The sequence below is a fragment of the Serinibacter arcticus genome (assembly GCF_003121705.1).
GTDB lineage: Bacteria > Actinomycetota > Actinomycetes > Actinomycetales > Beutenbergiaceae > Litorihabitans.
The window spans coordinates 2,830,721-2,852,793 of record NZ_PYHR01000002.1 but is presented as its reverse complement, the minus strand read 5'-3'; the positions used below and the strand labels follow the sequence as shown (position 1 = coordinate 2,852,793).

19 protein-coding genes and 1 pseudogene are annotated in these 22,073 nt (G+C 75.1%); 14 read left to right on the top strand and 6 right to left on the bottom strand.

All coding sequences use genetic code 11. From position 1 onward, the window contains the following. Nucleotides 1-4: 4 nt before the first annotated feature. From C8046_RS12765 to C8046_RS12750, 4 genes and pseudogenes are all read left to right on the top strand, one after another. The gene (locus C8046_RS12765; protein ID WP_235866466.1) at nucleotides 5-472 is read left to right on the top strand and encodes a nitrite reductase (NAD(P)H) small subunit; all 468 of its coding nucleotides are present in this window, start codon (nucleotides 5-7) and stop codon (nucleotides 470-472) included. A gap of 8 nt (nucleotides 473-480) precedes the next feature. Continuing rightward, nucleotides 481-1,605: pseudogene (cobA, locus tag C8046_RS12760) on the top strand (uroporphyrinogen-III C-methyltransferase); the annotation flags it as partial. A 106-nt stretch (nucleotides 1,606-1,711) separates the two neighbouring features. Next, nucleotides 1,712-2,818, top strand: coding sequence for a uroporphyrinogen-III synthase (locus C8046_RS12755; RefSeq protein ID WP_109229778.1), 1,107 nt, complete (start codon nucleotides 1,712-1,714; stop codon nucleotides 2,816-2,818). After that, entirely contained in the window at nucleotides 2,815-3,561 is a 747-nt protein-coding gene (locus tag C8046_RS12750; protein ID WP_109229777.1) for a sirohydrochlorin chelatase, read from the top strand. Before C8046_RS12755 ends, C8046_RS12750 begins: the two co-directional genes overlap by 4 nt. 16 nt (nucleotides 3,562-3,577) lie before the next feature. On the opposite strand, the gene C8046_RS12745 is transcribed toward C8046_RS12750, so the two are convergent. Further along, nucleotides 3,578-5,293 carry a gamma-glutamylcyclotransferase family protein gene (locus C8046_RS12745; RefSeq protein ID WP_146197159.1) on the bottom strand — a complete coding sequence of 572 codons (1,716 nt, stop codon included), beginning with the start codon at nucleotides 5,291-5,293 and terminating at the stop codon, nucleotides 3,578-3,580. Nucleotides 5,294-5,529: 236 nt separating this feature from the next. Between C8046_RS12745 and C8046_RS12740 the strand changes: the two genes are divergently transcribed. The 7 genes from C8046_RS12740 to C8046_RS12715 all read left to right on the top strand — a co-directional run bounded on the left by C8046_RS12740 (nucleotide 5,530) and on the right by C8046_RS12715 (nucleotide 10,836). Next, entirely contained in the window at nucleotides 5,530-6,717 is a 1,188-nt protein-coding gene (locus C8046_RS12740; RefSeq protein ID WP_109229775.1) for a ThiF family adenylyltransferase, read from the top strand. Next, nucleotides 6,717-7,997, top strand: coding sequence for a gephyrin-like molybdotransferase Glp (glp, locus tag C8046_RS12735; protein ID WP_235866319.1), 1,281 nt, complete (start codon nucleotides 6,717-6,719; stop codon nucleotides 7,995-7,997). The genes C8046_RS12740 and glp overlap by 1 nt, the downstream gene beginning before the upstream one ends. Before the next feature lie 76 nt (nucleotides 7,998-8,073). Further along, nucleotides 8,074-8,541: a cyclic pyranopterin monophosphate synthase MoaC gene (gene moaC, locus C8046_RS12730; RefSeq protein WP_109229774.1), complete on the top strand. Its 468-nt coding sequence runs from the start codon at nucleotides 8,074-8,076 to the stop codon at nucleotides 8,539-8,541. A gap of 4 nt (nucleotides 8,542-8,545) precedes the next feature. Beyond that, nucleotides 8,546-9,187: a molybdenum cofactor guanylyltransferase gene (mobA, locus tag C8046_RS12725; RefSeq protein WP_235866318.1), complete on the top strand. Its 642-nt coding sequence runs from the start codon at nucleotides 8,546-8,548 to the stop codon at nucleotides 9,185-9,187. Further along, on the top strand, nucleotides 9,184-9,489 hold the full coding sequence (locus C8046_RS18815; RefSeq protein WP_199224472.1) for a DUF6457 domain-containing protein: 306 nt from the start codon (nucleotides 9,184-9,186) through the stop codon (nucleotides 9,487-9,489). The genes mobA and C8046_RS18815 overlap by 4 nt, the downstream gene beginning before the upstream one ends. Further along, nucleotides 9,486-9,731 (top strand): MoaD/ThiS family protein, encoded by a 246-nt coding sequence (locus C8046_RS12720; protein WP_109229773.1) that lies wholly within the window; start codon nucleotides 9,486-9,488, stop codon nucleotides 9,729-9,731. Before C8046_RS18815 ends, C8046_RS12720 begins: the two co-directional genes overlap by 4 nt. Nucleotides 9,732-9,912: 181 nt before the next feature. Further along, a complete protein-coding gene (locus C8046_RS12715) occupies nucleotides 9,913-10,836 on the top strand; it encodes a hypothetical protein (protein WP_109229772.1) in 924 nt (307 codons plus the stop codon). 88 nt (nucleotides 10,837-10,924) lie between these two features. On the opposite strand, the gene moaA is transcribed toward C8046_RS12715, so the two are convergent. The 3 genes from moaA to C8046_RS12700 are packed head-to-tail and all read right to left on the bottom strand — an operon-like array spanning nucleotide 10,925 to nucleotide 12,976. After that, a complete protein-coding gene (moaA, locus tag C8046_RS12710; RefSeq protein WP_419183558.1) occupies nucleotides 10,925-12,037 on the bottom strand; it encodes a GTP 3',8-cyclase MoaA in 1,113 nt (370 codons plus the stop codon). Between the two features lie 13 nt (nucleotides 12,038-12,050). Continuing rightward, nucleotides 12,051-12,482 carry a molybdenum cofactor biosynthesis protein MoaE gene (locus C8046_RS12705; RefSeq protein ID WP_328587598.1) on the bottom strand — a complete coding sequence of 144 codons (432 nt, stop codon included), beginning with the start codon at nucleotides 12,480-12,482 and terminating at the stop codon, nucleotides 12,051-12,053. After that, entirely contained in the window at nucleotides 12,482-12,976 is a 495-nt protein-coding gene (locus tag C8046_RS12700; RefSeq protein WP_235866317.1) for a MogA/MoaB family molybdenum cofactor biosynthesis protein, read from the bottom strand. The genes C8046_RS12705 and C8046_RS12700 overlap by 1 nt, the downstream gene beginning before the upstream one ends. A 169-nt stretch (nucleotides 12,977-13,145) precedes the next feature. Here C8046_RS12700 and C8046_RS12695 point away from each other — a divergent pair, with 169 nt between their 5' ends. The 3 genes from C8046_RS12695 (at nucleotide 13,146) to hrpA (ending at nucleotide 19,680) form a co-directional block, all read left to right on the top strand. Then, complete coding sequence (locus C8046_RS12695; RefSeq protein ID WP_109229770.1) at nucleotides 13,146-13,793, top strand: DUF937 domain-containing protein; 648 nt, start codon at nucleotides 13,146-13,148, stop codon at nucleotides 13,791-13,793. A 129-nt stretch (nucleotides 13,794-13,922) separates the two neighbouring features. After that, nucleotides 13,923-15,119: a hypothetical protein gene (locus C8046_RS12690; protein WP_109229769.1), complete on the top strand. Its 1,197-nt coding sequence runs from the start codon at nucleotides 13,923-13,925 to the stop codon at nucleotides 15,117-15,119. Nucleotides 15,120-15,477: 358 nt separating this feature from the next. Then, complete coding sequence (gene hrpA / locus C8046_RS12680) at nucleotides 15,478-19,680, top strand: ATP-dependent RNA helicase HrpA (protein ID WP_199224570.1); 4,203 nt, start codon at nucleotides 15,478-15,480, stop codon at nucleotides 19,678-19,680. Between the two features lie 78 nt (nucleotides 19,681-19,758). On the opposite strand, the gene C8046_RS12675 is transcribed toward hrpA, so the two are convergent. Both C8046_RS12675 and C8046_RS12670 read right to left on the bottom strand, forming a co-directional pair. Continuing rightward, complete coding sequence (locus tag C8046_RS12675) at nucleotides 19,759-19,929, bottom strand: antitoxin (protein WP_109229766.1); 171 nt, start codon at nucleotides 19,927-19,929, stop codon at nucleotides 19,759-19,761. 271 nt (nucleotides 19,930-20,200) lie between these two features. Beyond that, nucleotides 20,201-22,006 carry a glycoside hydrolase family 13 protein gene (locus C8046_RS12670; RefSeq protein WP_109229765.1) on the bottom strand — a complete coding sequence of 602 codons (1,806 nt, stop codon included), beginning with the start codon at nucleotides 22,004-22,006 and terminating at the stop codon, nucleotides 20,201-20,203. Nucleotides 22,007-22,073: the final 67 nt, after the last annotated feature.

Below are 22,073 nucleotides of genomic sequence, written 5' to 3'. Positions count from 1 at the left end.
CACCGTGATCGGGACCGCCGGCTCCGCCGTCGCGGACGCCACCACCGCCGTCGAGCACCGCGCCATCTGCGCGCTGACCGACCTCACCCCCGAGCGCGGCGCGGCCGCGCTGCTGGACGAGACGATCAACGGCGAGCCGCACCGCACCCAGATCGCTCTCGTCCGCGTCGTGGGGGACACGGTGTTCGCCGTCCAGCAGCGCGACCCCGTGACCGGGGCGAACGTCATGGCCCGCGGGCTCGTCGGCTCGCGCCTGGTCGACGGCGTCGAGGTGCCCACGCTGGCCTCGCCGCTGCACAAGCAGGTGTACGACCTGCGGACCGGGGAGTGCCTCGACGCCGCCGGCAAGGAACCGCTGCCGGGCGAGGGCGGGCTGCGCACCTGGCCGGTCCGGGTCGTCGACGGCGTGGTCGAGGTCGGGACCCCGAGCGTCGCACCGGCCGCGGTCGCCACCGAGGGGAGCGCGTCGTGACCACCCTCATGGGCCTCGACCTCACCCGCCGGGACGTGCTGGTGGTCGGCGGCGGGCCCGTCGCCGCCCGCCGCGCGCAGGCCCTGCTGGCCGACGGCGCCGCCGTCACCGTCGTCGCCCCCGACGTCTGCGAGACGCTGCGCGACCTCGCCCTGGCCGGCGAGGTGACGCTGCACCGGCGCGACGTCGAGCCGTGCGACCTCGACGGCTGCTGGCTCGTCCACACCGCGACCGGCGACTCCGTCACCGACGTGGCCGTGCTGGCGTGGGCCGACGAGCGACGGATCTTCTGCATCGACGCCGGCGGCAGCAACCGCCCGGCCGCCGGCTCGGCCCGCACCCCTGCGACGACCCGGACCGGGGACCTCGTGCTCGGCGTCGTCTCGACCGGCGCCGCGGACCCCCGCCGCAGCATCGCGGCCCGCGACGCGATGGCCGCGCACCTGCGCGAGGGTGCGGTGGACCTGCGCCGCCGTCGCGAGCCGCGCCCCGGTCACGGCCACGTCACCCTGGTCGGCGGCGGTCCCGGCGAGCTGGGGCTCATGACGGTCGAGGGACGGCGCGCGCTCGCGCAGGCCGACGTCGTCGTCACCGACCGGCTCGGTCCCGTGGGGGTGCTCGACGAGCTGCCGCCGAGCGTCCTGGTCATCGACGTCGGCAAGGTTCCCGGCCACCACCGGTTCACGCAGGCTCAGATCGGCGACCTCCTCGTCGAGCACGCGCGCCGCGGCCAGCAGGTCGTCCGGCTCAAGGGCGGCGACCCGTTCGTCTACGGCCGCGGCGGCGAGGAGGTCCTCGCGTGCCGCGAGGCCGGCGTGCCGGTCACGGTCGTCCCGGGAGTGAGCAGCGCGTTCGCGGCGCCCGCGGCCGCCGGGATCCCGCTCACCCACCGCGGCGTGGTCGGCAGCGTGCTCGTCATGAACGGGCAGGACGGGTTCTCGGGCGCCGCCCTGACGGGTCTGCGCGAGGCGAGCTGCACCGTCGTCGTGCTGATGGGGGTCGGCGTGCTCGGCGACCTGGCCGCCACCGCGATCGACGCCGGCGTGCGGGCGGACCTGCCTGTCGCCGTCGTGGAGAACGGGACGCTGCCGACGCAGCGCGTCACGCACGCCACGCTCGGTACCGTGGCCGCCGTCGCGGTCGAGCGCGGGGTCCGGGCGCCCGCCGTCGTCGTCCTGGGCGCGGTGGCCGATCCGGACCTGCTCGTGCCGCCGCCCCGGCCGCCGCGACAATGGACTCGTGAACAGCCACATCGACCAGGTCCTGACCGGGTGCGTCGTGCTGATCACGGCCGAACGGCGGGCCACCGAGCTCGCCGCGGCCCTGGTCCGGCGCGGCGCCCAGACGCGCCACGCCCCCGCGCTCAGCATGCTCCCGCACGCGGACGACCAGCTCCTGCTGGAACGCACGCGCGAGGTGATCGCGAACCCGCCCGACGTCGTGCTGGCCACCACCGGTATCGGCTTCCGCGCCTGGATCGAGGCCGCCGACACCGCCGGGCTGGCCGAGGACCTCGTGCGGGCGATCGGCGGGGCCCGGCTCATCGCGCGCGGCCCGAAGGCCCGCGGCGCCATCCAGGCGGCCGGGCTCACCGCCGACTGGGTCGCCGAGTCCGAGACGTCGGAGGAGGTGGCCGAGCTGCTCCTGGACGAGGGCGTCGAGGGGCTCGACATCGTCATCCAGCACCACGGCGCCGGGGCCGACGGCCTGGACGAGCAGTTCCGCGACGCCGGCGCCCAGGTCCACAACATCGTGGTCTACCGGTGGGGGCCGCCGAAGGATCCGGCGCTGGTGCTGGAGTCGGTGCGCGCCGTCGCGGACGGTGAGATCGACGCCGTCACCTTCACCTCCGCCCCCGCGGCCGCCGCGTGGCTCGGCGTCGCGCGCGACGCGCAGATCCTGGAGGCGGTGATCGATCGCGACGACGTGCTGTGGGCCGCCGTCGGACCCATCACGGCCGCGCCGCTGCGGGACGCCGGCATCGAGCCGCTCATCCCCGACCGCGGCCGGCTCGGCTCCTTCGTGCGCGCCCTCACCACACACTTCGCCTCGCAGCCCGGCGTCGCCACGTCGGCCGGCGCGCTCCACCTGCGGCGCGGCGGCGCGGTGCTCGACGGCCGCGACCTCGCGCTCACGCCGTCGGGGCTCGCGGTGCTGCGGCTGCTGACCGACAACATCGGGTCCGTCGTCAGCCGCGAGGCCGTGCTCGGCGCGCTGCCCGGCGGGTCGACCGACCCCCACGCCGCCGAGGTGGCGATCGCGCGGCTGCGCGACGCCGTCGGACGCCAGGTGATCCGGACCGTCGTGAAGCGCGGCTACCGGCTCGAGACGCAGGAGGACGCATGACCGAGAACGGCACCGCCCACCACACCGCGCAGGCGGACGCCGCCCCCGTGCTGATCGGCTGCTCGCACGGCACCGCCAGCCTCACCGGGCGCGCCGCGATCCGCGCGCTGCTCGACCAGGTGCGCGCGGCCCGGCCGGGGCTCGAGGTCCGCGAGGCGTTCGTCGACGTCCAGGAGCCGCGCCTGGACACGGTCGTCGCCGGGGTCGAGGGACCCGCCGTGATCGTGCCGGTCCTGCTGTCGACCGGGTTCCACGTCAAGGAGGACATCCAGGGCGCGACGGTGCGCGACGACGTCGTGGCCGCGCCGCCGCTCGGACCGCACACGACCCTCGTCCGGCTGCTCGCCGACCGCCTCGCGCCGTACGACCTGCAGCCGCAGGACCAGGTCGTGCTGGCCGCTGCCGGATCGAGCGACCCGGAGGCCGCCGAGGCCGTGGCCGCGGTGACGCGCGACCTCGCGCAGCTGCTGGGCCGCGGCGTGATCGCCTCCTACGGCGCGGGCGCGCACCCGCGGGTGCCTGACGCCGTCGCGCAGACCCAGGTGCCCGACGGCGGACGCGTCGTCGTCGCCTCCTACCTCCTCGCGCCCGGCTACTTCCTCGACGTGGTGCTGCGGTCCGGCGCCGACGTCGTGACCGAGGCGCTGGCGCCCGACCCGGCGCTCGCCGCGCTCGTGCTCGAGCGCTACGACGCGGCGGCCGCGACGCTGCCGGCGCGGGTGCTGGCAGGGTCGCGGGGGTGACCGGACCCGGCGCGGGTCAGCGCCGCTTCCAGTCGCCGCTCGGGATGAGCACGCCGGCCCCGCCGCGCAGGGCCGCGGCCTTGGCGGGCCCCGCCACGTAGACGAAGGCCCTGACGCCGTCGATCGTCGCGACGTCCCGGTAGTACGCCTGCCCGTGGATCGGCGCCCCCGTGACGAACTTCTCGTAGGCGTCGAGCTGCGGGATCGTCGACCCGCAGGCGCCCGAGCGCACGTGCACGAGGTTCCCGGTCACGCCGGCACCACCGGGGACCAGGTACGGGAAGGCCCGTCCCGGTTGGACGTACAGGCTCGACCCCGCGATCCGCGTCTCCGGGGCCGACGTCGCGACGCCGGACAACCGTCCCCACGCCGGCTCGCCCGGGCGCAGCGTGCCGTAGACGAACACGGGACAGACGACGTCGAGGGACTGCGGCCCCGCGGCCGCCCAGCCCCACGCCGGCACGTGCGACTCGCGCCCGAGCGCGGAGTGCACGACGGCGCTCTCGCCCCAGAGCTGGGTGAACCGCCCACCGGGCACGTTCCCGACCGTCCGCGGCTCGGGACTGTCGTAGGAGGCCCAGTCCGCACCGGTCAGCGCCCGGCCACCCTGGGCGGACGCGAGGTTCGGGAAGAACCAGATCGAGCTGGACCAGGGAACCCGGAGGAAGCCGCCCGCCCGGATGCTCTGGCCGGGGTTGCCGGCACGGTTCCACTCGGCCAGGGAGAAGCGGTGCTCGACGCCGTCGGGCAGCCGGACGTAGCGCTGGGCGGGGTTCGACTCCCACGCGAAGTACGACGCCCCCGGCACCGTGACGCGCTGCTGCGGCGTGGGGTTCGCCAGGGCGTCCCAGCGGGCGCGGGTGAGCGCGGTCCCTGACGTCCCCTGGCCGAGGCTCCCCACCTGCCAGATGGTCCCGGACCACGGCGTCGTGACGAATCCTCCCGGCCTGACCGACGCCGGCGGCGTGCCGGCGGCGCGCCACTCAGCGAATGTGAGGCGATGTTCGACGCCGTCCGGTGGGATCACCGACAGCTCCCCGGGTGCGGTCTCCCAGGAGACGTAGCGCGAACCGGTGACGTGAGCCGTGAGCCGCAGCTGGGCCCGGTCGGCGGGAGCGAGCCCGCCCCACTGGGCGCCCGAGAGGTGCACCGCCTCGGTACCGGGCAGCGTGCGGTCGAAGGCGAAGGACAGGACGCCGTACACCGATGCGGACCACGGGAGCCGGACGATCCCGACGAGCGCGCTCTCCGGCGCCGGGAAACCCGCCGCCGCCCAGTCGGCGTAGCTGATCGGCGCCGACGCCGCGGGGGTCGCCCGGTAGATCACCGGGGCCCACGGAGACGTGAGGTAGCGGACCTCCTCGGCGGCGAGACGGGCGGGCGGCACGGGTTCGGCGGGAGGTGCGGTGGGTTCAGCCGGCTGCACGGGGTCGTTGGGCTCGGCCGACTGCACGGGCTCGGCGGGCTCGGTGGGCTCGGCGGGCTCGACAGTGGCCACCGGCTCGACCGGGTCCACCGGCTCGGGGGCCCCGGGCCTCGGGACCTGGCCGACGGGATCACCCGGCGACCCGGGGCCGGGGGACGGCGCCGCAGCGGGGCCCTCCGCCGTCGACCCGTCCGCGGGTCCGGCCGTCGCCGGTGCCAGCCCCACGATCGTCAGGAGCAGCGCGAGCGCCGGAGCGGCCCACCGTCGTCGCCCCACCCCCGGTCTCGGCGTCGAGAACCTGGCCATGTCCACCACCTCCCGGTCGTCGACCTCGGCCGACGACCCGTCCCCCGCCGCTGGACGATCGCCCGGTGGCCCTCGCCCCGGACCCTCATCCGCGGCTCCGTCATCGTGACAGAGGTCGGGGGGAGTCACCCGGCGAACCACCGGGCGTCCACCACGTTCGTAGAGATTCCCGCGACGACGGGGGCGCACCCGACCGGGACGGGGTGGTTCGGCGTCCGCTCGTTAGGCTGACGGACGTGCGCCTCCCTCCCCTCGTCGAGCCCGGTCCGGCCCTCGCGGCCGCCGAGTCGCTCCGCACCTCGCGCCAGACCCTGCTGCCCGAGATCGGCGAGAGCGGACAGCGACGCCTCGCGGCCGCGCGCGTCCTCGTGATCGGCGCCGGCGGGCTCGGCGCCCCCGTGCTGGCCTACCTCGCCGCAGCGGGCGTCGGCACGATCGGGATCGTCGACGACGACGTGGTCGACCTGTCCAACCTGCACCGCCAGGTCATCCACTCCGCCGCGTCGGTGGGCGAGCCCAAGGTCGCGAGCGCCGCCCGGCGACTGCGCGAGCTCGCGCCGGACGTCGCCGTCGTGCAGCACGGGGTGCGGCTCGACGACGCCAACGCGACCGAGCTCCTCACCGGCTGGGACCTCGTGCTCGACGGCACCGACACCTTCCCCACCCGGTACCTCGTCTCCGACACGTGCGCCGCGCTGGGGGTGCCGGTCGTCTGGGGCTCCGTGCTGCGGTTCGACGCCCAGGTCTCGGTCTTCTGGTCGCAGCCGCCGGGCGACGTCGCGGGCATCACGCTCCGCGACCTGTTCCCGGAGCCGCCCGCGCCGGGCACCGTGCCCTCGTGCGCCGAGGCGGGGGTGCTCGGGGCGCTGTGCGGGATCGTCGGCGCGATGATGGCGACCGAGGCGATCAAGCTGATCGTCGGTGCCGGCGACGTGCTGCTGGGCCGGGTCGCCGTGGTCGACGCCCTGACGATGCGGATCCGCGAGGTCCCGCTGGTGGGCGGCACACCGGCGCGAGAACGGTCCAGCTCGCGGCGGACGGCCGCGATCCGCGAGCCCGAGCGTTCTCGCGGCCAGGCGACCGTCGAGATCGGGGCCACCCGGTACCTCGAGCTCGAGGGGTCCGTCGTGCTCCTCGACGTGCGCGAGCCGGCCGAGTTCGCGGCCGACGCGCTCGCCGGCGCGGTGAACGTGCCGATCTCGGCGCTCGGCCAGGCCGAGCGGTCGGGCACGGCCGCGCTGGCCACCCTGCTGGACGACGCCGGGGTCCCCGCCGACGCGACCCTCGTCACCTACTGCGCGGCCGGGATCCGGTCGGTCCGCGCGCTCGGACCGCTCGCCGTCGTCGGCCGCACCGCACTCGCCCTGACCCCCGCGGGCGTCGACGAGCTGCGCACCCTCGCGCGGACGGCGGGGCAGCGCTGATGGGCGCCGCCACGTCGCGGGGCGGCATGGTCACGGTCGCCGACCAGCTCGCGCGCGTCCTCGCCGCCGTCGTCGCCCTGCCGCCGCACGAGGTCGCGCTCGCCGACGCGTACGACCGTCGCCTCGCGGCCGACGTCCGCACGCTCGTGCCGATCCCCGCGTGGGAGAACTCGGCGATGGACGGCTACGCCGTCCGGTACGACGACGTCGCGCACGCCGGTCCCGACGCGCCCGTCACGCTGCGGATCGTCGCCGATCTGCCCGCCGGGTCGTCGCTGGACCCCGCCCTCGCGCCCGGCGAGTGCGCCCGGATCATGACGGGGGCCGTCCTGCCGACCGACGCCGACGCCGTCGTCCAGCTCGAGCACACCGACCGCACCGACCCGATGGCCGGGGTCGCGGACACCGTCACCGTGCTGCGCACCGTCGAGCGCGGGCAGCACCTGCGCGGCGCGGGCGAGGACCTCGGCGTCGACGCCCTCGTGGCGGCCGCGGGCACGACGGCGACCGGCACCGTGCTGTCGGCGCTGTCCTCGGCCGGGCACGGGAGCGTCCGGGTGCACCCCGCGCCGCGCGTCACCGTGATCTCCACCGGCAGCGAGCTCGTCGCGCCCGGCGCCCCCCTGCGCCGGGGCGAGATCCCCGACTCCAACTCGCTGCTGCTGGCCGGCCTGGTGCGCCGCGCGGGCGGCGAGGTCCTCGCCGTGCTGCGTGTCCCCGACGAGCCGGCCGCCCTCGAGGCCGCGATCGCGCGCGCGGGCGGGAGCGACGTCGTCGTGCTCACCGGCGGCGTGAGCGCGGGCGCCTACGACCCGGTCAAGCAGGTGTTCGCCGGGTCCGACGACGTCCGGTTCGCGTCCGTGGCGATGCAGCCGGGCAAGCCGCAGGCGTTCGGGCGCCTGCCCTCCGGACCCCTGCTGTTCGGCCTGCCCGGGAACCCCGTCAGCGCGTGGGTCTCGTTCCACGTCTTCGTTCTGCCGGCGCTGCTCGCGCTGCAGGGCGCCCCCGTGAGCGAGCTGACCGTCACGCCGTCGCGCGCCACCGCGGGGGCCGACTGGGGCACTCCCCCGGGCCGGACCCAGTACCTGCCCGCGCGGATGACGCTGGTCAACGGTTCGCTGGTGGCGACGCCGGTCGCGTCGCGCGGCTCGAAGTCGCACCTCGTCGGCAGCCTCGCGGCGGCGAACGGCTACGCGATCGTGCCCGCGGAGGTCGACCGGGTGCACGCGGGCGAGGTGGTGGACGCCGTCGTGATCGGCACCGACCACCCGCTGACGTGAGGGGCCGCGTCCTCCCGACCATGCTGACGACGCCGACCACCCCGACCGTCTCGACCACGCCGATCTGAGGAGCCTCATGACCTTCACCCACCTCGACGGCGCCGGTCACGCGCGCATGGTCGACGTCACCGAGAAGCTGCCGACGGTGCGCTCGGCGACGGCGACCGGGTTCGTCCACTGCCCGCCCGGCGTGATCGCGGCGCTGCGGGACGACACCGTGCCCAAGGGCGACGCGTTCGCCGTCGCGCGCATCGCCGGGATCTCGGGCGCGAAGCGGTGCGCCGAGCTGCTGCCGCTCGCGCACGTCATCGGCGTGCACGGCGCGAGCGTGGACCTCGAGCTGGCCGACGACGGCGTCGCGATCGCCGCGACGGTCCGCACGGCCGACCGCACGGGCGTGGAGATGGAGGCGTTCACGGCTGTGTCGGTCGCGGCGCTCGCGCTGGTCGACATGGTCAAGGGGCTCGACAAGGGCGTGTGGATCGGCGAGATCCGGCTCGAGGCGAAGACGGGCGGGAAGTCCGGCGACTGGTTCCGGGAGTGAGGCGGTGAGCGCGTTGTCGGCCGTCGTCCTCGCGGGCGGTCGCGCGTCGCGGCTGGGAGGCGTGGACAAGGGCGGGCTGGTGGTCGGCGACCGGACGCTGCTCGCGGGGGTGCTCGACGCCGTCGCGACGGCGGGGGTGCCGGCCGCGCGGTCCGTCGTGGTCGGGCCGGAGGCGGAGGTGCCCGCCGGCGTGCTCCGGACGCGGGAGGACCCGCCGTTCGGGGGCCCGCTCGCCGCGCTGGGTGCCGGTCTCGCGCTGCTGGACGGCGACGGCGACGTGCTCGTCCTCGCCTGCGACCTCCCGCGCGCGGCGGCGCTCGTCGCGCTGCTCGACGGTGGCGTCCCGGACGGGTGCGACGGCGTCGTCGTGCGCGACGGCGACGGCCGCGACCAGTGGCTCGCAGCCCGGTACCGGCTCGGGGCCCTGCGCGAGGCAGTCGACGCCGTCGCGCACCGGGAGCCGGGCGGGCTCACCGGCCTCCCCGTGCGGGCCGCGCTGCGGAGCCTGACGTTGGGCACGGTGACGGACCCGACCGGCGCGACGCGCGACGTCGACACCCCCGCCGACCTCCGCGCGGCCCGCGCTGCTGCGACGATGGACCCCGACGTCCCAGATCCAGCCGACCAGACCGAGGACCCGCGATGACCAGCGCTCACCACCTTCCGCCCGAGGCCCTCGACGACTGGCTGGCCGGCGTCGCCGCGCTGTACGGGCTCGAGGGCGAGGTCGAGCCGACGGCGGACGTCGCCGTCGTGCTGGACGTCGCGCGGGACGTGGCGCACGGCGTCGCGCGCCCGGCCGCCCCGCTGACGACGTTCCTGCTGGGGCTCGCCGTCGGGCGCGCGGTCCCGGCCGGTCAGCCGGTGGGCGAGGAGCTCGCGCGCCTGGCGCGTCAGGTGCAGGACGTCGCGCTCGCGCGGCCGCAGGAGCCGGAGGAGTCGGAGTGACGGCCGTGACGGTCCGCCTCTTCGCGGGCGCGGCCGAGGCCTACGGCGCCGAGGAGGCGACGATCGAGGCGGCCACCCTCGCCGACGTGGTCGCCACGCTCGCGCGCGACGGCGGCCCGGGCACCGCCGACGTCCTGACCCGCTGCTCGTTCCTGGTCGCGGGGGTCCGCACCGACGACCCGGCCACCCCGGTCCCCGCCGGCTCGACGCTCGACGTCCTGCCCCCCTTCGCCGGCGGCTGACCCCCGGCGAGGGGTTTCCGCACCACCCGCGAGGGGCTTACGCACCATCGCCGAGGGGCTTACGCACCACCGGCGAGGGGCTTACGCACCATCCGCACGACACACCCGCTCGTCCACAGCTTTATCCCCAATCTATGGAGTCGTTTGACGCCGTCTCGCGTGCTTACGCCACGATCCCTGGATGGATCACCCGCAGCCTGACCTCATCAACGACGGCGCCCCCTTCCTGGTCTCGCGAGCCCCCACGCTCGGCCTCGACCGCTACGGCGTCCGGCGCCTGGTCCAGACCCACCGCCTGCGACGCGTGTTCCGAGGCGTCCTGGTCGACGCCTCCGTCCCGGACTCCCGGGAGCTGCGGGTCGCCGCGCTCGCGCTCGTCCTCCCGGCCCACGCGATCATCAGCGACCACTCCGCGGCCTGGGTCTACGGCGTCGACACGTACCCGCCGGGCGCCCTCCGGGAGCTCCGCCCCATGTGTGTGGTCAAGCACGGGACGAGCCGTTCCCACCCGAGCCGCGCAGCCATGCGCCAGACGACGATGCCCGATCCCGACGTCGTCACGATCGCGGGCCTACCGGTCACCTCTCCCCTGCGGACCATCGCGGACCTCCTGCGGCTCACCTGGAGGCCGCACGCGCTGGCCGCGGCCGACGCTCTCGTGCGCGCCGGCGTCGCTCGTCGCGAGGACGTGATGGCCTACGTCGGCCAGATCCGCGGGCTTCGGGGCACCCGTCAGGCGCAGGAGCTCGCGCCGCTCATCGACCCGCGGGCCCAGTCGCACGGCGAGTCGTGGATGCGGTTGCGGATGATCGACGCCGGCCTCCCCGTCCCCGAGGTCGACCACCGGATCCAGCATCGTGGACGGGAGTACTGGCTCGACGCCGCCTACATCGCCTTCCGCGTCGCGGCCGAGTACGACGGCCGCGAGTTCCACAGCGACGAGGCCGACGTCCAGCACGACGGCGCTCGGCGCGCCCGCCTGTCCGACGAGCTGGCCTGGCGGTTCGTCATCGCCACGTTCGACCGGATCTTCGGCGACGACGACTCGTTCGAGCGGGAGCTGGGAGAGCTGCTCGGGATCACGGTGAGGCCGCGGACGTGGTGACCAGAAGCCCCTCGCCGGTGGTGCAGAAGCCCCTCGCCGGTGTGCGCAAACCCCTCGCCGGTGGTGCAGAAACCCCTCGCCGGTGGGGTCAGCCGCCGATGGCGTTCATGCCTCGGGCCGGCTGCAGGAAGCCCGGGTCGTTGATCGCGTGGCCAGGCAGCTTGGCGTGGATCGCCGCGCGCAGCACCGCGTCGACCCCACCGTCGACGCCAGCGGCGTCGGCCTCCGCACCCTCGCCCCGCAGCACCGGCACCAGGTCGAACTCCGCGTTCGAGAACAGGCAGTTGCGCAGCTGACCGTCCGCCGTCAGGCGCAGTCGGTCACAGTCACCGCAGAACGGCGCCGTCACCGACGCGATCACGCCCACCGTGTGCTCGCTGTCGCCCAGCCGCCACCGCTCCGCCGGCGCCCCGCCGCGCCCCGGCACGGGGGTGAGGTCCCAGCGCACGGCGAGCGCGTCGAGGATCTCCTCGCGCGTCACCATCGCCGCACGGTCCCACGTGTGCCCGACGTCGAGCGGCATCTGCTCGATGAACCGCATCTGGGCGTCGTGCGCGACGGCGAACTCGACCAGCTCGACCAGCTCGTCGTCGTTCACCCCGCGCATCGCGACGGCGTTGATCTTCAGCGGTCGCAGCCCCGAGGCCTGCGCGGCGGCGATGCCGCGCAGCACGTCGTCGAGCCGGTCGCGCCGCGTGAGGTCGCGGAAACGCTCCGGCCGCAGCGTGTCGAGGCTGATGTTCAGGCGAGCGAGCCCCGCGGCCTCGAGCTCGGGCAGCGCCCGGTCCAGCCCGATGCCGTTGGTGGTCATCGCGATCTGGACGGGCTCGCCGTCGGGCCCACGGAGCGCCGCGAGCCGCCCGACGACCTCCGGCAGGTCGCGCCGCAGCAGCGGCTCGCCGCCGGTGAGCCGGAACGTCGTGATCCCGGACTCGGCGCAGATCCGCGCGATCCTGACGATCTCGTCCGTGGTCAGGATGGACGTCCGCGACAGCCACTCCATCCCCTGCTCGGGCATGCAGTAGGTGCAGCGGAGCGAGCACCGGTCCGTCAGCGAGATCCGCAGGTCGCGATGGACGCGTCCGTAGGTGTCCACCAGCGGTTCGCCCGGTCGGCCCAGGTCCGGACCGCCGACGGCACCCGACCCCGACCACCGCTCGTCCGGCCGGCGCCGACCGATCGACACGGGGACCCCGGTCACGTCGTCACCCCGGTCACAGCCCCACCCAGTGCGTGCGGCCGTCGACCTCGTGCTGCCGCTTCCAGATCGGCAGCTCCGCCTTGATCTGCTCGACCAGCACCCGCGAGACCTCGTACGCGTCGGCCCGGTGCGGCGTCGCGACGCACGCGACCAGCGCGAGGTCCCCGACGGCGAGCGCCCCGATCCGGTGGCTCACCGCCACCCGCGCCACGCCGCCGACGACGTCGCTCGCGGCGGCGCGCGCCGCCAGCTCCTCGATGGTGCGGCTCGCGTCCGGGTGCGCGGAGTACTCGATACCCGTGACCTCGCCCTGCGCGCCCGGGTCGTGGTCGCGGATCCGTCCGACGAAGGTGACGACGGCACCGCACGCCAGGTCGTCGACGGCGGCCAGGTGCTCGGCGACGTCGAGCACGTCGGTCGTCACGCGCGCGATCGCGACCGTCATCAGTGGTCTCCCCCGGCCAGCTGGTCCAGCACGTGGCCCACCAGCGGCAGCAGCACCTCGAACGACTCGAGCACGGCCTTCGGCGAGCCGGGCAGGTTGACCACGAGAGCGTCGCCGACGGTCCCGGCGATCCCGCGGGTCAGGGCGGCGGTCGCGACGGCGGCCCGGCCGCGCTCGCGGAGCACCTCGGCGATCCCGGGCAGCTCGAGCTCGATGACGCCGCGCGTGCCCTCGGGCGTGCGATCGCGGGGCCCGACGCCGGTGCCGCCGAGCGTCAGCACGAGGCGGGCGCCGTCGGCCAGCGCGGCCGTGAGGGCCTCGCGGACGGGGGCCTCGCCGTCGGGCACCACGGTCACCACGACGTCGGCGAACCCCGCCGCGACCAGCGCCTCGCGAGCGGCTGGACCGGACGCGTCGGCGCGCTCGCCCGACGCCGACCGGTCGGAGACGGTCACGACGGCGACGCGGGCGGAGGTCGTGCGGTGCGGGGACACCTCACGAGCGTAGGCGAGCACGCCCCGAACGGCCGGGCCGAGATCGACCGCGACCGGGCGGCACCGACCCGTGAACACCTCCCCGACGGCGTGACCCCCACCCCGACCAGCGCCTAGCCTCGTGCCACCCGGGCCCACCGACGGGCTCCCTCACGGACGGGGCACCTCCATGTCAGACATCACCGAACTCATGAGCCTGATCCCGGTCGACCAGGTCGCCGCCCAGCTCGGCGTCGACGAGCCGACGGCGCAGGCCGGCATCGTCGCCGCCCTCCCCACCCTGCTGGCCGGGCTCCAGGCCAACGCGCAGGACCCGGCGGGCGCGGCGTCGCTCGCCTCGGCCCTGCAGACCAAGGACGCCTCCCTCGTCGACGGCGGCATCGACCTCGCGGACGTCGACAGCGCCGACGGCGCCAAGATCGTCCGCAACGTCTTCGGGGAGAACACCGACCAGGTCGTCGCCACGCTCGGTGCCGCGCCCGGCGCGCAGAGCTCGGGCCTCCTCAAGCAGCTCCTCCCGATCCTGGCGCCGATCGTGCTGGCGTGGCTCGCGAAGAAGTTCCTCGGCGGCGGGGCGGGCGGGTCCGGCACCGGGCGCGGTCAGGCGCAGGGTGGCGGCGGTCTCGGCGGAGGCATCGGTGACGTCCTCGGCGGGATCCTCGGCGGCGGCTCCGGCGGCACGGGCGGGGGCGGCGGCCTCGGCGACATCCTCGGCGGCGTCCTCGGCACCCAGGGCGGCTCGGCCGGCGCGGGCTCGGGCCCCGGCGGCGGCCTGGGCGACCTGCTCGGAGGCCTTCTCGGCGGCGGCAAGCGCTGACGCCACGCTCCCCCACTCGCACGCTGCACCCGCGAGGGCGATCTCTCCGCACCGACGGCGATGCCCGCAGCGTCGTCGTCGGCGCGGATGGGTCGCCCTCACGGGCGTCCGACCGTGTGAGGATCGACCATGCCCGAGTCCCAGGACGTCCTGACCCGCCTGCTGGGCGAGGAGCCCACCGCCACCGAGGACCTCGGGGGCTCGGCGCGGTCCCGGGTGCTGCGGGTGACGCTCGCGGACGGGAGCACCGTCGTCGCCAAGCAGTTCACGGGTGACGACGCCGCCACGAGCTTCCTGCGCGAGACCGTCGGGCTGCGCCACCTGCCGCGCACGCCGACCATGCTGGCGAGCGATCCGGAGACCCACCTCGTCCTGATGAGCGACGTCGGCCAGGCCCCGACGTTGGCCGACCACCTGCTCGGGGAGGACGGCGATGCCGCGTGGGCCGCCGCGATCGCGTGGGCCGGCGCGCTCGGCGACGTCGCCGGACGCTCCGTGGACGACCTCGCGGCGGTGCGCACCGAGCTGTCCGGCGTCCAGGTCTACGACCCGACCCCGGCGCTGCGCGACGGCGTCGCACGCCTGGCCGAGCTCGCGGGCGTCGACCCGGAGCGCGCCGCCGACGACCTCGACACCATGGAGGCGCTGCTGGAGACGGAGGGTGCCGAGGTCGCCTGGCCCACCGACACCTGCCCCGACAACGCTCTGGCCACGGGCTCCGGGTGGGTCTTCCTCGACCTCGAGGGCACCGACGTCAGCCACGCGGCTCTCGTCGCCGCCTATCCGGCGCTGCCGTTCGCGACCTGCTGGTGCGCGTTCGACCCGCCCGAGGGCCTGACCGAGCAGATGCTCTCGGCGTTCACGCTCGCGCTGTCCGGCCACGCCCCGCACATCACGGACCGCGACGAGTGGCGGGGCGACGTCGACGTCGCGTCCGCGATCTGGATCGTCGCGACCACCTCGTGGCTGCTGCCGCGGGCCCTGGAGGGTGACGGCCCCATCGGCCCCGACGGCGTGCCCTCGCCCACGCGCCGCCAGCTGCTGCGCTCGCGCTGGTCCTGGCTCGCCATGCGGCTCACCGTCACGACTCCGGTGCTCGCCGAGCTGGGGGCCGCCGCCGTGGCGTGGGCGGACCGGGAGTGGGGCGAGAGCGCCGCATCGGTCGGCCCGTACCCGGCGTTCGCGGAGCCGCCGTCCGACGACGAGGACCCCGACTCGGACGACGCCGAGGAGCTGTCGTCCGGCACGCTGTCGGAGGTGTCGGCGGCGGCCGGCGACGGCGAGACGACCGGGTCCGAGCGGCCCGCGAGCGAGCGCGAGGACTGAGCGCTCCACGCCGTCGAGCGCTTGACGCCTCGCCCTCCGCAGCCAGGCACGATCCGCGGGAGTAACCGGTGGACCGGGCTGGGATGATGGGAGGGATGTCCGACGCCGTCCCGCCTCCCCACGCCGATGCCGGCGCCGCAGCCGATCCCCCCGAGGGTCAGCCGCGCCGTCGTCGTCCCCGCCGGGGCCGGGGTGGGCAGCGCCAGGGCGGGCCGAACGAGAACCGCGAGGGCGTGGAGCGCGAACCCCGCGAACCTCGTGAGCCCCGTGAGCCCCGCGAGAACCGACCCCCGCGTGAGCGCCGCGAGAACCGCGCCCCCGCGAGCACCGCCGCGGCCAGGGCCCGCGCCGCGGCCCGCTGCCGCCCAGCCCCGAGCTGATCGCCTCGCGCCGCGCCGCGGTCCCCGAGATCACCTACCCGCCGCAGCTGCCTGTCACGGCCCGCCGCGAGGACATCGCCGCCGCGATCCGCGACCACCAGGTCGTCGTCGTCGCGGGCGAGACCGGCTCGGGCAAGACCACGCAGATCCCGAAGATCTGCCTCGAGCTGGGCCGCGGCGTCGAGGGCACCATCGGCCACACGCAGCCGCGCCGGATCGCGGCGCGCGCCGTCGCCGACCGTCTGGCGGAGGAGCTCGGGGGCGAGCTGGGCGGCGTCGTCGGCTTCCAGGTCCGTTTCACCGACAAGGTCAGCGCGACGACGCTGATCAAGGTGATGACGGACGGCATCCTGCTTTCTGAAATACAGAGGGATCCAGCCCTGTCGCGCTACGACACGATCATCGTGGACGAGGCGCACGAGCGGTCGCTCAACATCGACTTCATCCTCGGCTACCTGCGCCGCCTGCTGCCGACGCGCCCCGACCTCAAGGTCATCATCACGTCGGCCACCATCGACTCCGACCGCTTCGCGAGCCACTCCGCGCAGGATGCGAAGGGCCACGTCGTCCCCGCGACGCGCCCCGGCAGCGATCTGCCCGACGGCGCGGAGCCCGCCCCGGTCATCGAGGTCACCGGCCGCACGTTCCCGGTCGAGATCCGCTACCGCCCGCTCGTCCCCGACCGCGAGGACCCCGAGGCGCCGGCCCAGGAGGACCTCGACCAGCCGACGGCGATCGCCCGCGCCGTCGAGGAGCTCTCCCACCTCGGCCCCGGCGACATCCTCGTGTTCTGCTCCGGCGAGCGGGAGATCCGCGACGCCACCGACGCGCTGCGCGACCACCTCGGCAACCGCTTCACCCTGCCGGGCGCCTCGAGCACCGTCCCCGGCGCCGTCGAGGTGCTGCCGCTGTACGCGCGCCTGAGCGCCGCAGAGCAGCACCGCGTCTTCGAGCCGCACCCGTACCGCCGCGTCGTCATCTCGACCAACGTCGCCGAGACCAGCCTCACCGTGCCCGGCATCCGCTACGTCGTCGACACCGGCCTGGCCCGCATCTCCCGCTACTCCAACCGCACGAAGGTGCAGCGGCTCCCGATCGAGCCCGTCTCGCAGGCGAGCGCCAACCAGCGCTCCGGGCGCTGCGGACGCGTGGCGGACGGCGTCGCGATCCGCCTGTACTCCGAGGAGGACTTCACCTCCCGCCCGGAGTTCACCGAGCCCGAGATCCTGCGCACCTCGCTCGCCAGCGTGATCCTGCAGATGACCGAGCTCAACCTCGGCCGGATGGAGGACTTCCCGTTCGTCGAGCCGCCCGAGCTCCGCGCGATCCGCGACGGCGTCGCGCTGCTCACCGAGCTCGGTGCCATCGCCGAGCAGCAGGAGGTCGGCGACGCTGCGCAGGCCCCTCGCGGTCCCTCGCTCACCCACATCGGCCACCAGCTCGCCCAGCTCCCGATCGACCCGCGGCTGGGCCGGATGCTCATCGAGGCCCAGCGACTGGGCTGCGTCAGCGAGGTCATGGTCATCGTGGCGGCGCTGTCGGTCCAGGACGTCCGCGAGCGCCCGGTGGACAAGCAGGAGCTCGCCGACGCCTCGCACCGCCGGTTCGCCGACTCCTCCTCGGACTTCCTCGGCATCCTCACGCTCTGGGACTACCTCGGCGACCAGCAGCAGGTCATGGGCTCCAGCGCCTTCCGCCGGATGTGCCGCACCGAGTTCCTGCACTTCCTGCGCGTGCGCGAGTGGCAGGACATCCACGGCCAGCTGCGCCAGCTGGCCGGCGCCGTCGGGATCCATCCCGAGCGGGGGCTGCGGATCGACGGTGAGCCCGAGGTCGCCGTCGTGCGCAAGCGTCGCGTCGACTCCGACGGCGTCCACACCGCGATCCTCGCCGGCCTGCTCAGCCACATCGGCAGCTGGGACGAGCGACGCCGCGAGTACGCGGGCGCCCGCGGCACCCGGTTCATCCCGTTCCCCGGATCCGCGCTGGCGAAGAAGCCGCCGGCCTACGTGATGGCGGCCGAGCTGGTGGAGACCTCGCGCCTGTTCGCGCGCACCGCCGCGCGGATCCAGCCCGAGTGGGCGGAGAAGCTGGCGGGCGACACTGTCAAGCGCACGCACTCGGAGCCGTACTGGTCGAGCAAGCAGGGCGCGGCGATGTGCCACGAGAAGGTGCTGCTGTACGGCGTCACTCTCGTGGCCGACCGGATCGTGCCGTATGCGAAGGTCGACCCCGAGCTCGCGCGCGAGATGTTCATCCGCAACGCGCTCGTCGACGACGCCTGGACCACCCACCACCGCTTCGTCGCGCGCAACCGCGAGCTGCGCGCCGAGGCGTCCGAGCTGGCCGAGCGCACCCGCCGGCTGGACCTGCTGGCCGACGAGGAGGCGCTGGTCGCCTTCTTCGACGCGGTCCTGCCCGAGCACATCGCCACCGCGCGGACGTTCGACGCCTGGTGGAAGGACGCCCGTCGCGAGCACCCGTACCTGCTCACGTACTCCCTCGACCTGCTCGCCCCCGGCGCCTCCGAGATCGACACCTCGGGGCTGCCCGAGGTCTGGCGTCAGGTCGTCCCCGGCTCGACGACGGTGCTCGAGCTCCCGCTGACGTACCAGTTCTCGCCGGGCCAGGACGCCAACGGCGTGACCGTCCACATCCCGCTGGCCGTCCTCCCGCGCGTGCGCCCCGACGGCTTCGACTGGCTCGTTCCCTCCCTCGTGCCCGAGCTCACGACGGCGACGATCCGCGCCCTGCCCAAGCCCGTGCGCGTCCAGCTCGTGCCGGCCCCCGACACCGCGGCGGCCGCCGTCGACCTCCTGCCCGACTGGTCCGACGTCGCGCCCGCGCCCGACGGCGCCCCCGGGTTCCACGCGGCGTTCGCCGCGGCGCTGCGCCGGGTGCGCGACGTCGTCGTGCCACCCGAGGCGTTCGACGACGTCGCTGACAAGCTGCCCGCCCACCTGCGCATCACGTTCCGTGTGGTCGGCGAGCGGGGCCAGGTGCTGGAGGAGTCCCGCGACCTGCGCTACCTGCAGCGCCGCCTCGCCGCGCAGTCGCAGTCGGCGGTCCAGTCCGCGGTGCGGCGGGCGCTCAAGGAGGCCGGGGCTGGGGCGGGCGGGATGCCGGAACGGTCCTCGGCCGCCATCCGCGACCGGTCGGCTCGTTCCTCGCGCGACGGGTCGCTCCCGCCAAACCCGCCATCGTCCGGGGACCGTTCCGGCATCCCCTCCTCGGGTGGCGCTGCCGGCGCACCTCTCGGTGGGGTGGGAGGGTCGGGGCTGACGACGTCGGGCGCGGTGGAGGTCGCGAAGGTCGACTCGTGGGAGTCGCTCGACGGCCGCCCGATCCCGCGCGAGGTGGCGACCGTCGTCGGCGGCCTCGAGGTCAAGGGCTACCCGGCGCTCGTCATCGAGGGCTCGGGGAAGGAGCGCCACGTCGCGCTGCGCGTGCTCACCGACGTCGAGCAGGCCGCGGCCTCCCACGCCGCCGGCGTGCGCGAGCTGCTCCTGTCCGACCTCGCGCTCTCGGAGTCGCGCGTCACGTCGCGCTGGACCGGCCGCGAGGCGCTCACGCTCGCGTCCAGCCCGTACCGGACGACGGCGGCGCTGGTGCGCGACGTCCAGGCGGCGGGGATCGCGGCGCTCACCCAGGGGAGCGACCTCGCGGGGGTGCGCGACGACGTCGCCTACCGGACGCTGCGCTCCGACGTCCGGGCGTCGCTCGAGGACACCGTGTACGGCGTCGTGGCCCGCACGGTCGAGGCGCTGGTCGCGTACCGCGAGCTCGAGGCGGCCGTCCGCGGCGCGACGTCGATCGCCCTGCTCGGCACGCTGCAGCAGATCCGCGAGCACGCGGCCTCGCTCGTGCACCCGGGTTTCCTCGTGACGACGCCGCCCGAGGCGCTGCGCCACCTCGTCCGCTACCTGCGGGCCGACGGCGTGCGGCTGACCAAGGCGCAGGAGAACCCCGCGCGTGACGCGACCCTCGCCTGGGAGGTGCAGGAGCTGACGGACGCGCTCGCCGTCGTCGACGGCCCGACGCTCACCCCGACGCGGAGGGCGCGGGCCGCGGCCGTGCGCTGGCAGCTCGAGGAGCTGCGGGTCTCGCTGTTCGCGCAGCAGCTCGGGACGAGCGGCACGGTGTCGGCGAAGCGGATCCGCAAGGCGCTCGCCGAGATCTGAGGCGCGGTCGCCGGCGCCCGGTGGAACGACGACGGCGAGGCACCCGCGGTGGGTGCCTCGCCGTCGTGACCGACCGAGCTACGGCTTGTCGAGGAAGTCCTTGGCCTTCTCGGCCGCCGTGTCGACGTGGCCGTCGATGTTGTCGGGCGTCTTGTCCTTGATGAACTCGGCCGCCTTGTCGATGGCGCCGTCGGCCTTGCCGCCGCCGAGCGCGTCCTTGGCCTTGGAGATGATGTCGTCGAGTGCCATGGGTGACCTCCGGTTGATCGGGGTGCGCTGAGGTCGGACCCCTGCCCCGTGCAGGCCCCGGGCTCGGGTGAGCCGCGCAACAGCGCAGAGCCTATGCCCGGCGTCGGACACGCGACACCCGGCGCCGGAGGATCCCGACCGTCGGACTGCGCCGCAACCCCCTCGCCGGTGGCGCAGAAACCCCTCGCCGACGCCGTCACCCACCACCGGCGAGGGGGTTGCGCACCATCGGCGAGGGGGTTGCGCACACCGGCGGCGGCGCGACGGCGGCTCACACCGCTCGGCGGAACACCACGCTCTCCCACGGCCGGAGCACCAGGCGGCCCTCGCCGTCGGGCCGCGCCGCCTCCGCGTGCGAGGCGACGGCGACGTCCCTCAGCGGCGCCCCCTCCGCCAGCCCGAGCTCGGCGAGGTCCACGGCCAGCTCGTCACCCGACAGGTTGGCCAGCACGACCAGCTGCGCCTCCGCCGTCGTACGCGTGAACGCCCACAGCTCCTCGTGCTCGGGGGCGAGCAGGGCGAACTCGCCGTCCACCACCACCGGATCGGTGTGGCGCAGCTCGATCAGCCGGCGGTAGTGGTGGAACACGGATCCCTGGTCGGCGCGGGCCGCCTCGGCGTTGGTGTGCTCCCAGCCCGGCGTCGAGCCGATCCACGGCTCACCGGTGGTGAACCCGCCGTGCGGGCCACCGTCCCACGCCACCCCGGTGCGGGCGTTGTCGCGGCTCTGGGCCGCGAGTCCGCGCAGCAGCACCTCGGGGTCGATGCCCAGCCGCTCGGCGTCGGCCGCGTGGTTGAGGCTCTCGAGGTCCCGGTACTGCTCGAGCGAGGTGAAGCCGGCGTTGGGCATGCCGAGCTCCTCGCCCTGGTAGACGTACGGCGTGCCGCGGTGGAGGTGCAGCACGGTACCGAGCGTCTTGGCGGAGACGACGCGGTGCTCGCCGTCGTCGCCCCACCGGCTGACGATGCGCGGCTGGTCGTGGTTGTTCCAGTACAGGGCGTTCCAGCCGGTCTCGGCCAGGCCGTCCTGCCAGCGCGCGAGGTTCGCCTTGAGGTCGGGCAGGTGCAGCGGCCTCGGGTCGAACTTGCCGCCGACGCCGTGGTCGAGCCCCATGTGCTCGAACTGGAACACCATGTCGACCTCGCGGTTGGCGGGGTCGGTGTAGGCGCGCGCCTGCTCGAGCGTGACGCCCGGGGTCTCCCCGACCGTGAGGTAGGTGCCGGGGAAGGCGTCGAAGACCTGTTGGTGCATCTCCGCCAGGAACGCGTGCATCCGCGGACCGTCGACGTACTGCGGGAAGCCGTTGCCCCAGCCGTCGGCGCGCGGGGCGCCGTCCTCGAGCGACCCGTCGCGACCGACGCGCTTGGAGATGAGGTTGATGACGTCCATGCGGAAGCCGGCGACGCCCCGCTTGAGCCACCAGCGCATCATCGCGTAGATCTCGGCGCGAACCTCGGGGTTCTCCCAGTTGAGGTCGGGCTGCTTCCGGCTGAAGAGGTGCAGGTAGTACTGCCCCGTGGCCTCGTCGAGCTGCCAGGCGCTGCCCGAGAAGAACGAGCCCCAGTTGGTGGGCTCGGCGCCGGGCTCCCCCGCCGTCGTGCCCGGCTTGGCGTCGCGCCACCAGTACCAGTCGCGCTTGGCGCTGTCGGTGCTCGAGCGGGACTCCTCGAACCACGGGTGCTCGTCGCTGGTGTGGTTGACCACGAGGTCCATGACGACACCGATGTCGCGCCTGGCCGCCTCGGCGATGAGCTCGTCGAGGTCCGCGAGCGTGCCGAAGGCCGGGTCGACGTCGGTGTAGTCGGAGATGTCGTAACCGTTGTCGTCGTGGGGCGAGCGATAGACCGGTGAGAGCCACACGACGTCGACGCCGAGCTCGTCCAGGTGGTCCAGCCGCGCCGTGATGCCGGGGATGTCCCCGACGCCGTCGCCGTTGGAGTCCGCGAAGCTGCGGGGGTAGACCTGGTAGACGACGGCGGTGTGCCACCACGGCCTGCTCGCGCGGTCCCGGCGGCGCTCGCGGCGCGTGGGCGGGACCGGCTCGACGGCGTCGTTGGGCGGGTCGAAGGCGTTCATGGGGCGATCCTTGCACTTCCGGGTGCGATTGCCCCGGAACCGGCGCTCGGACGTGACGACGGCGGGG

Bases quoted from the DNA above. Each gene is read 5' to 3' on its own strand.
- C8046_RS12750 (WP_109229777.1), top strand. From the start codon at position 2,815: ATGACCGAGAACGGCACCGCCCACCACACCGCGCAGGCGGACGCCGCC.
- C8046_RS12745 (WP_146197159.1), bottom strand. From the start codon at position 5,293: ATGGCCAGGTTCTCGACGCCGAGACCGGGGGTGGGGCGACGACGGTGG.
- glp (WP_235866319.1), top strand. From the start codon at position 6,717: ATGGGCGCCGCCACGTCGCGGGGCGGCATGGTCACGGTCGCCGACCAG.
- moaC (WP_109229774.1), top strand. From the start codon at position 8,074: ATGACCTTCACCCACCTCGACGGCGCCGGTCACGCGCGCATGGTCGAC.
- C8046_RS18815 (WP_199224472.1), top strand. From the start codon at position 9,184: ATGACCAGCGCTCACCACCTTCCGCCCGAGGCCCTCGACGACTGGCTG.
- C8046_RS12715 (WP_109229772.1), top strand. From the start codon at position 9,913: ATGGATCACCCGCAGCCTGACCTCATCAACGACGGCGCCCCCTTCCTG.
- C8046_RS12705 (WP_328587598.1), bottom strand. From the start codon at position 12,482: ATGACGGTCGCGATCGCGCGCGTGACGACCGACGTGCTCGACGTCGCC.
- C8046_RS12695 (WP_109229770.1), top strand. From the start codon at position 13,146: ATGTCAGACATCACCGAACTCATGAGCCTGATCCCGGTCGACCAGGTC.
- C8046_RS12690 (WP_109229769.1), top strand. From the start codon at position 13,923: ATGCCCGAGTCCCAGGACGTCCTGACCCGCCTGCTGGGCGAGGAGCCC.
- C8046_RS12675 (WP_109229766.1), bottom strand. From the start codon at position 19,929: ATGGCACTCGACGACATCATCTCCAAGGCCAAGGACGCGCTCGGCGGC.
- C8046_RS12670 (WP_109229765.1), bottom strand. From the start codon at position 22,006: ATGAACGCCTTCGACCCGCCCAACGACGCCGTCGAGCCGGTCCCGCCC.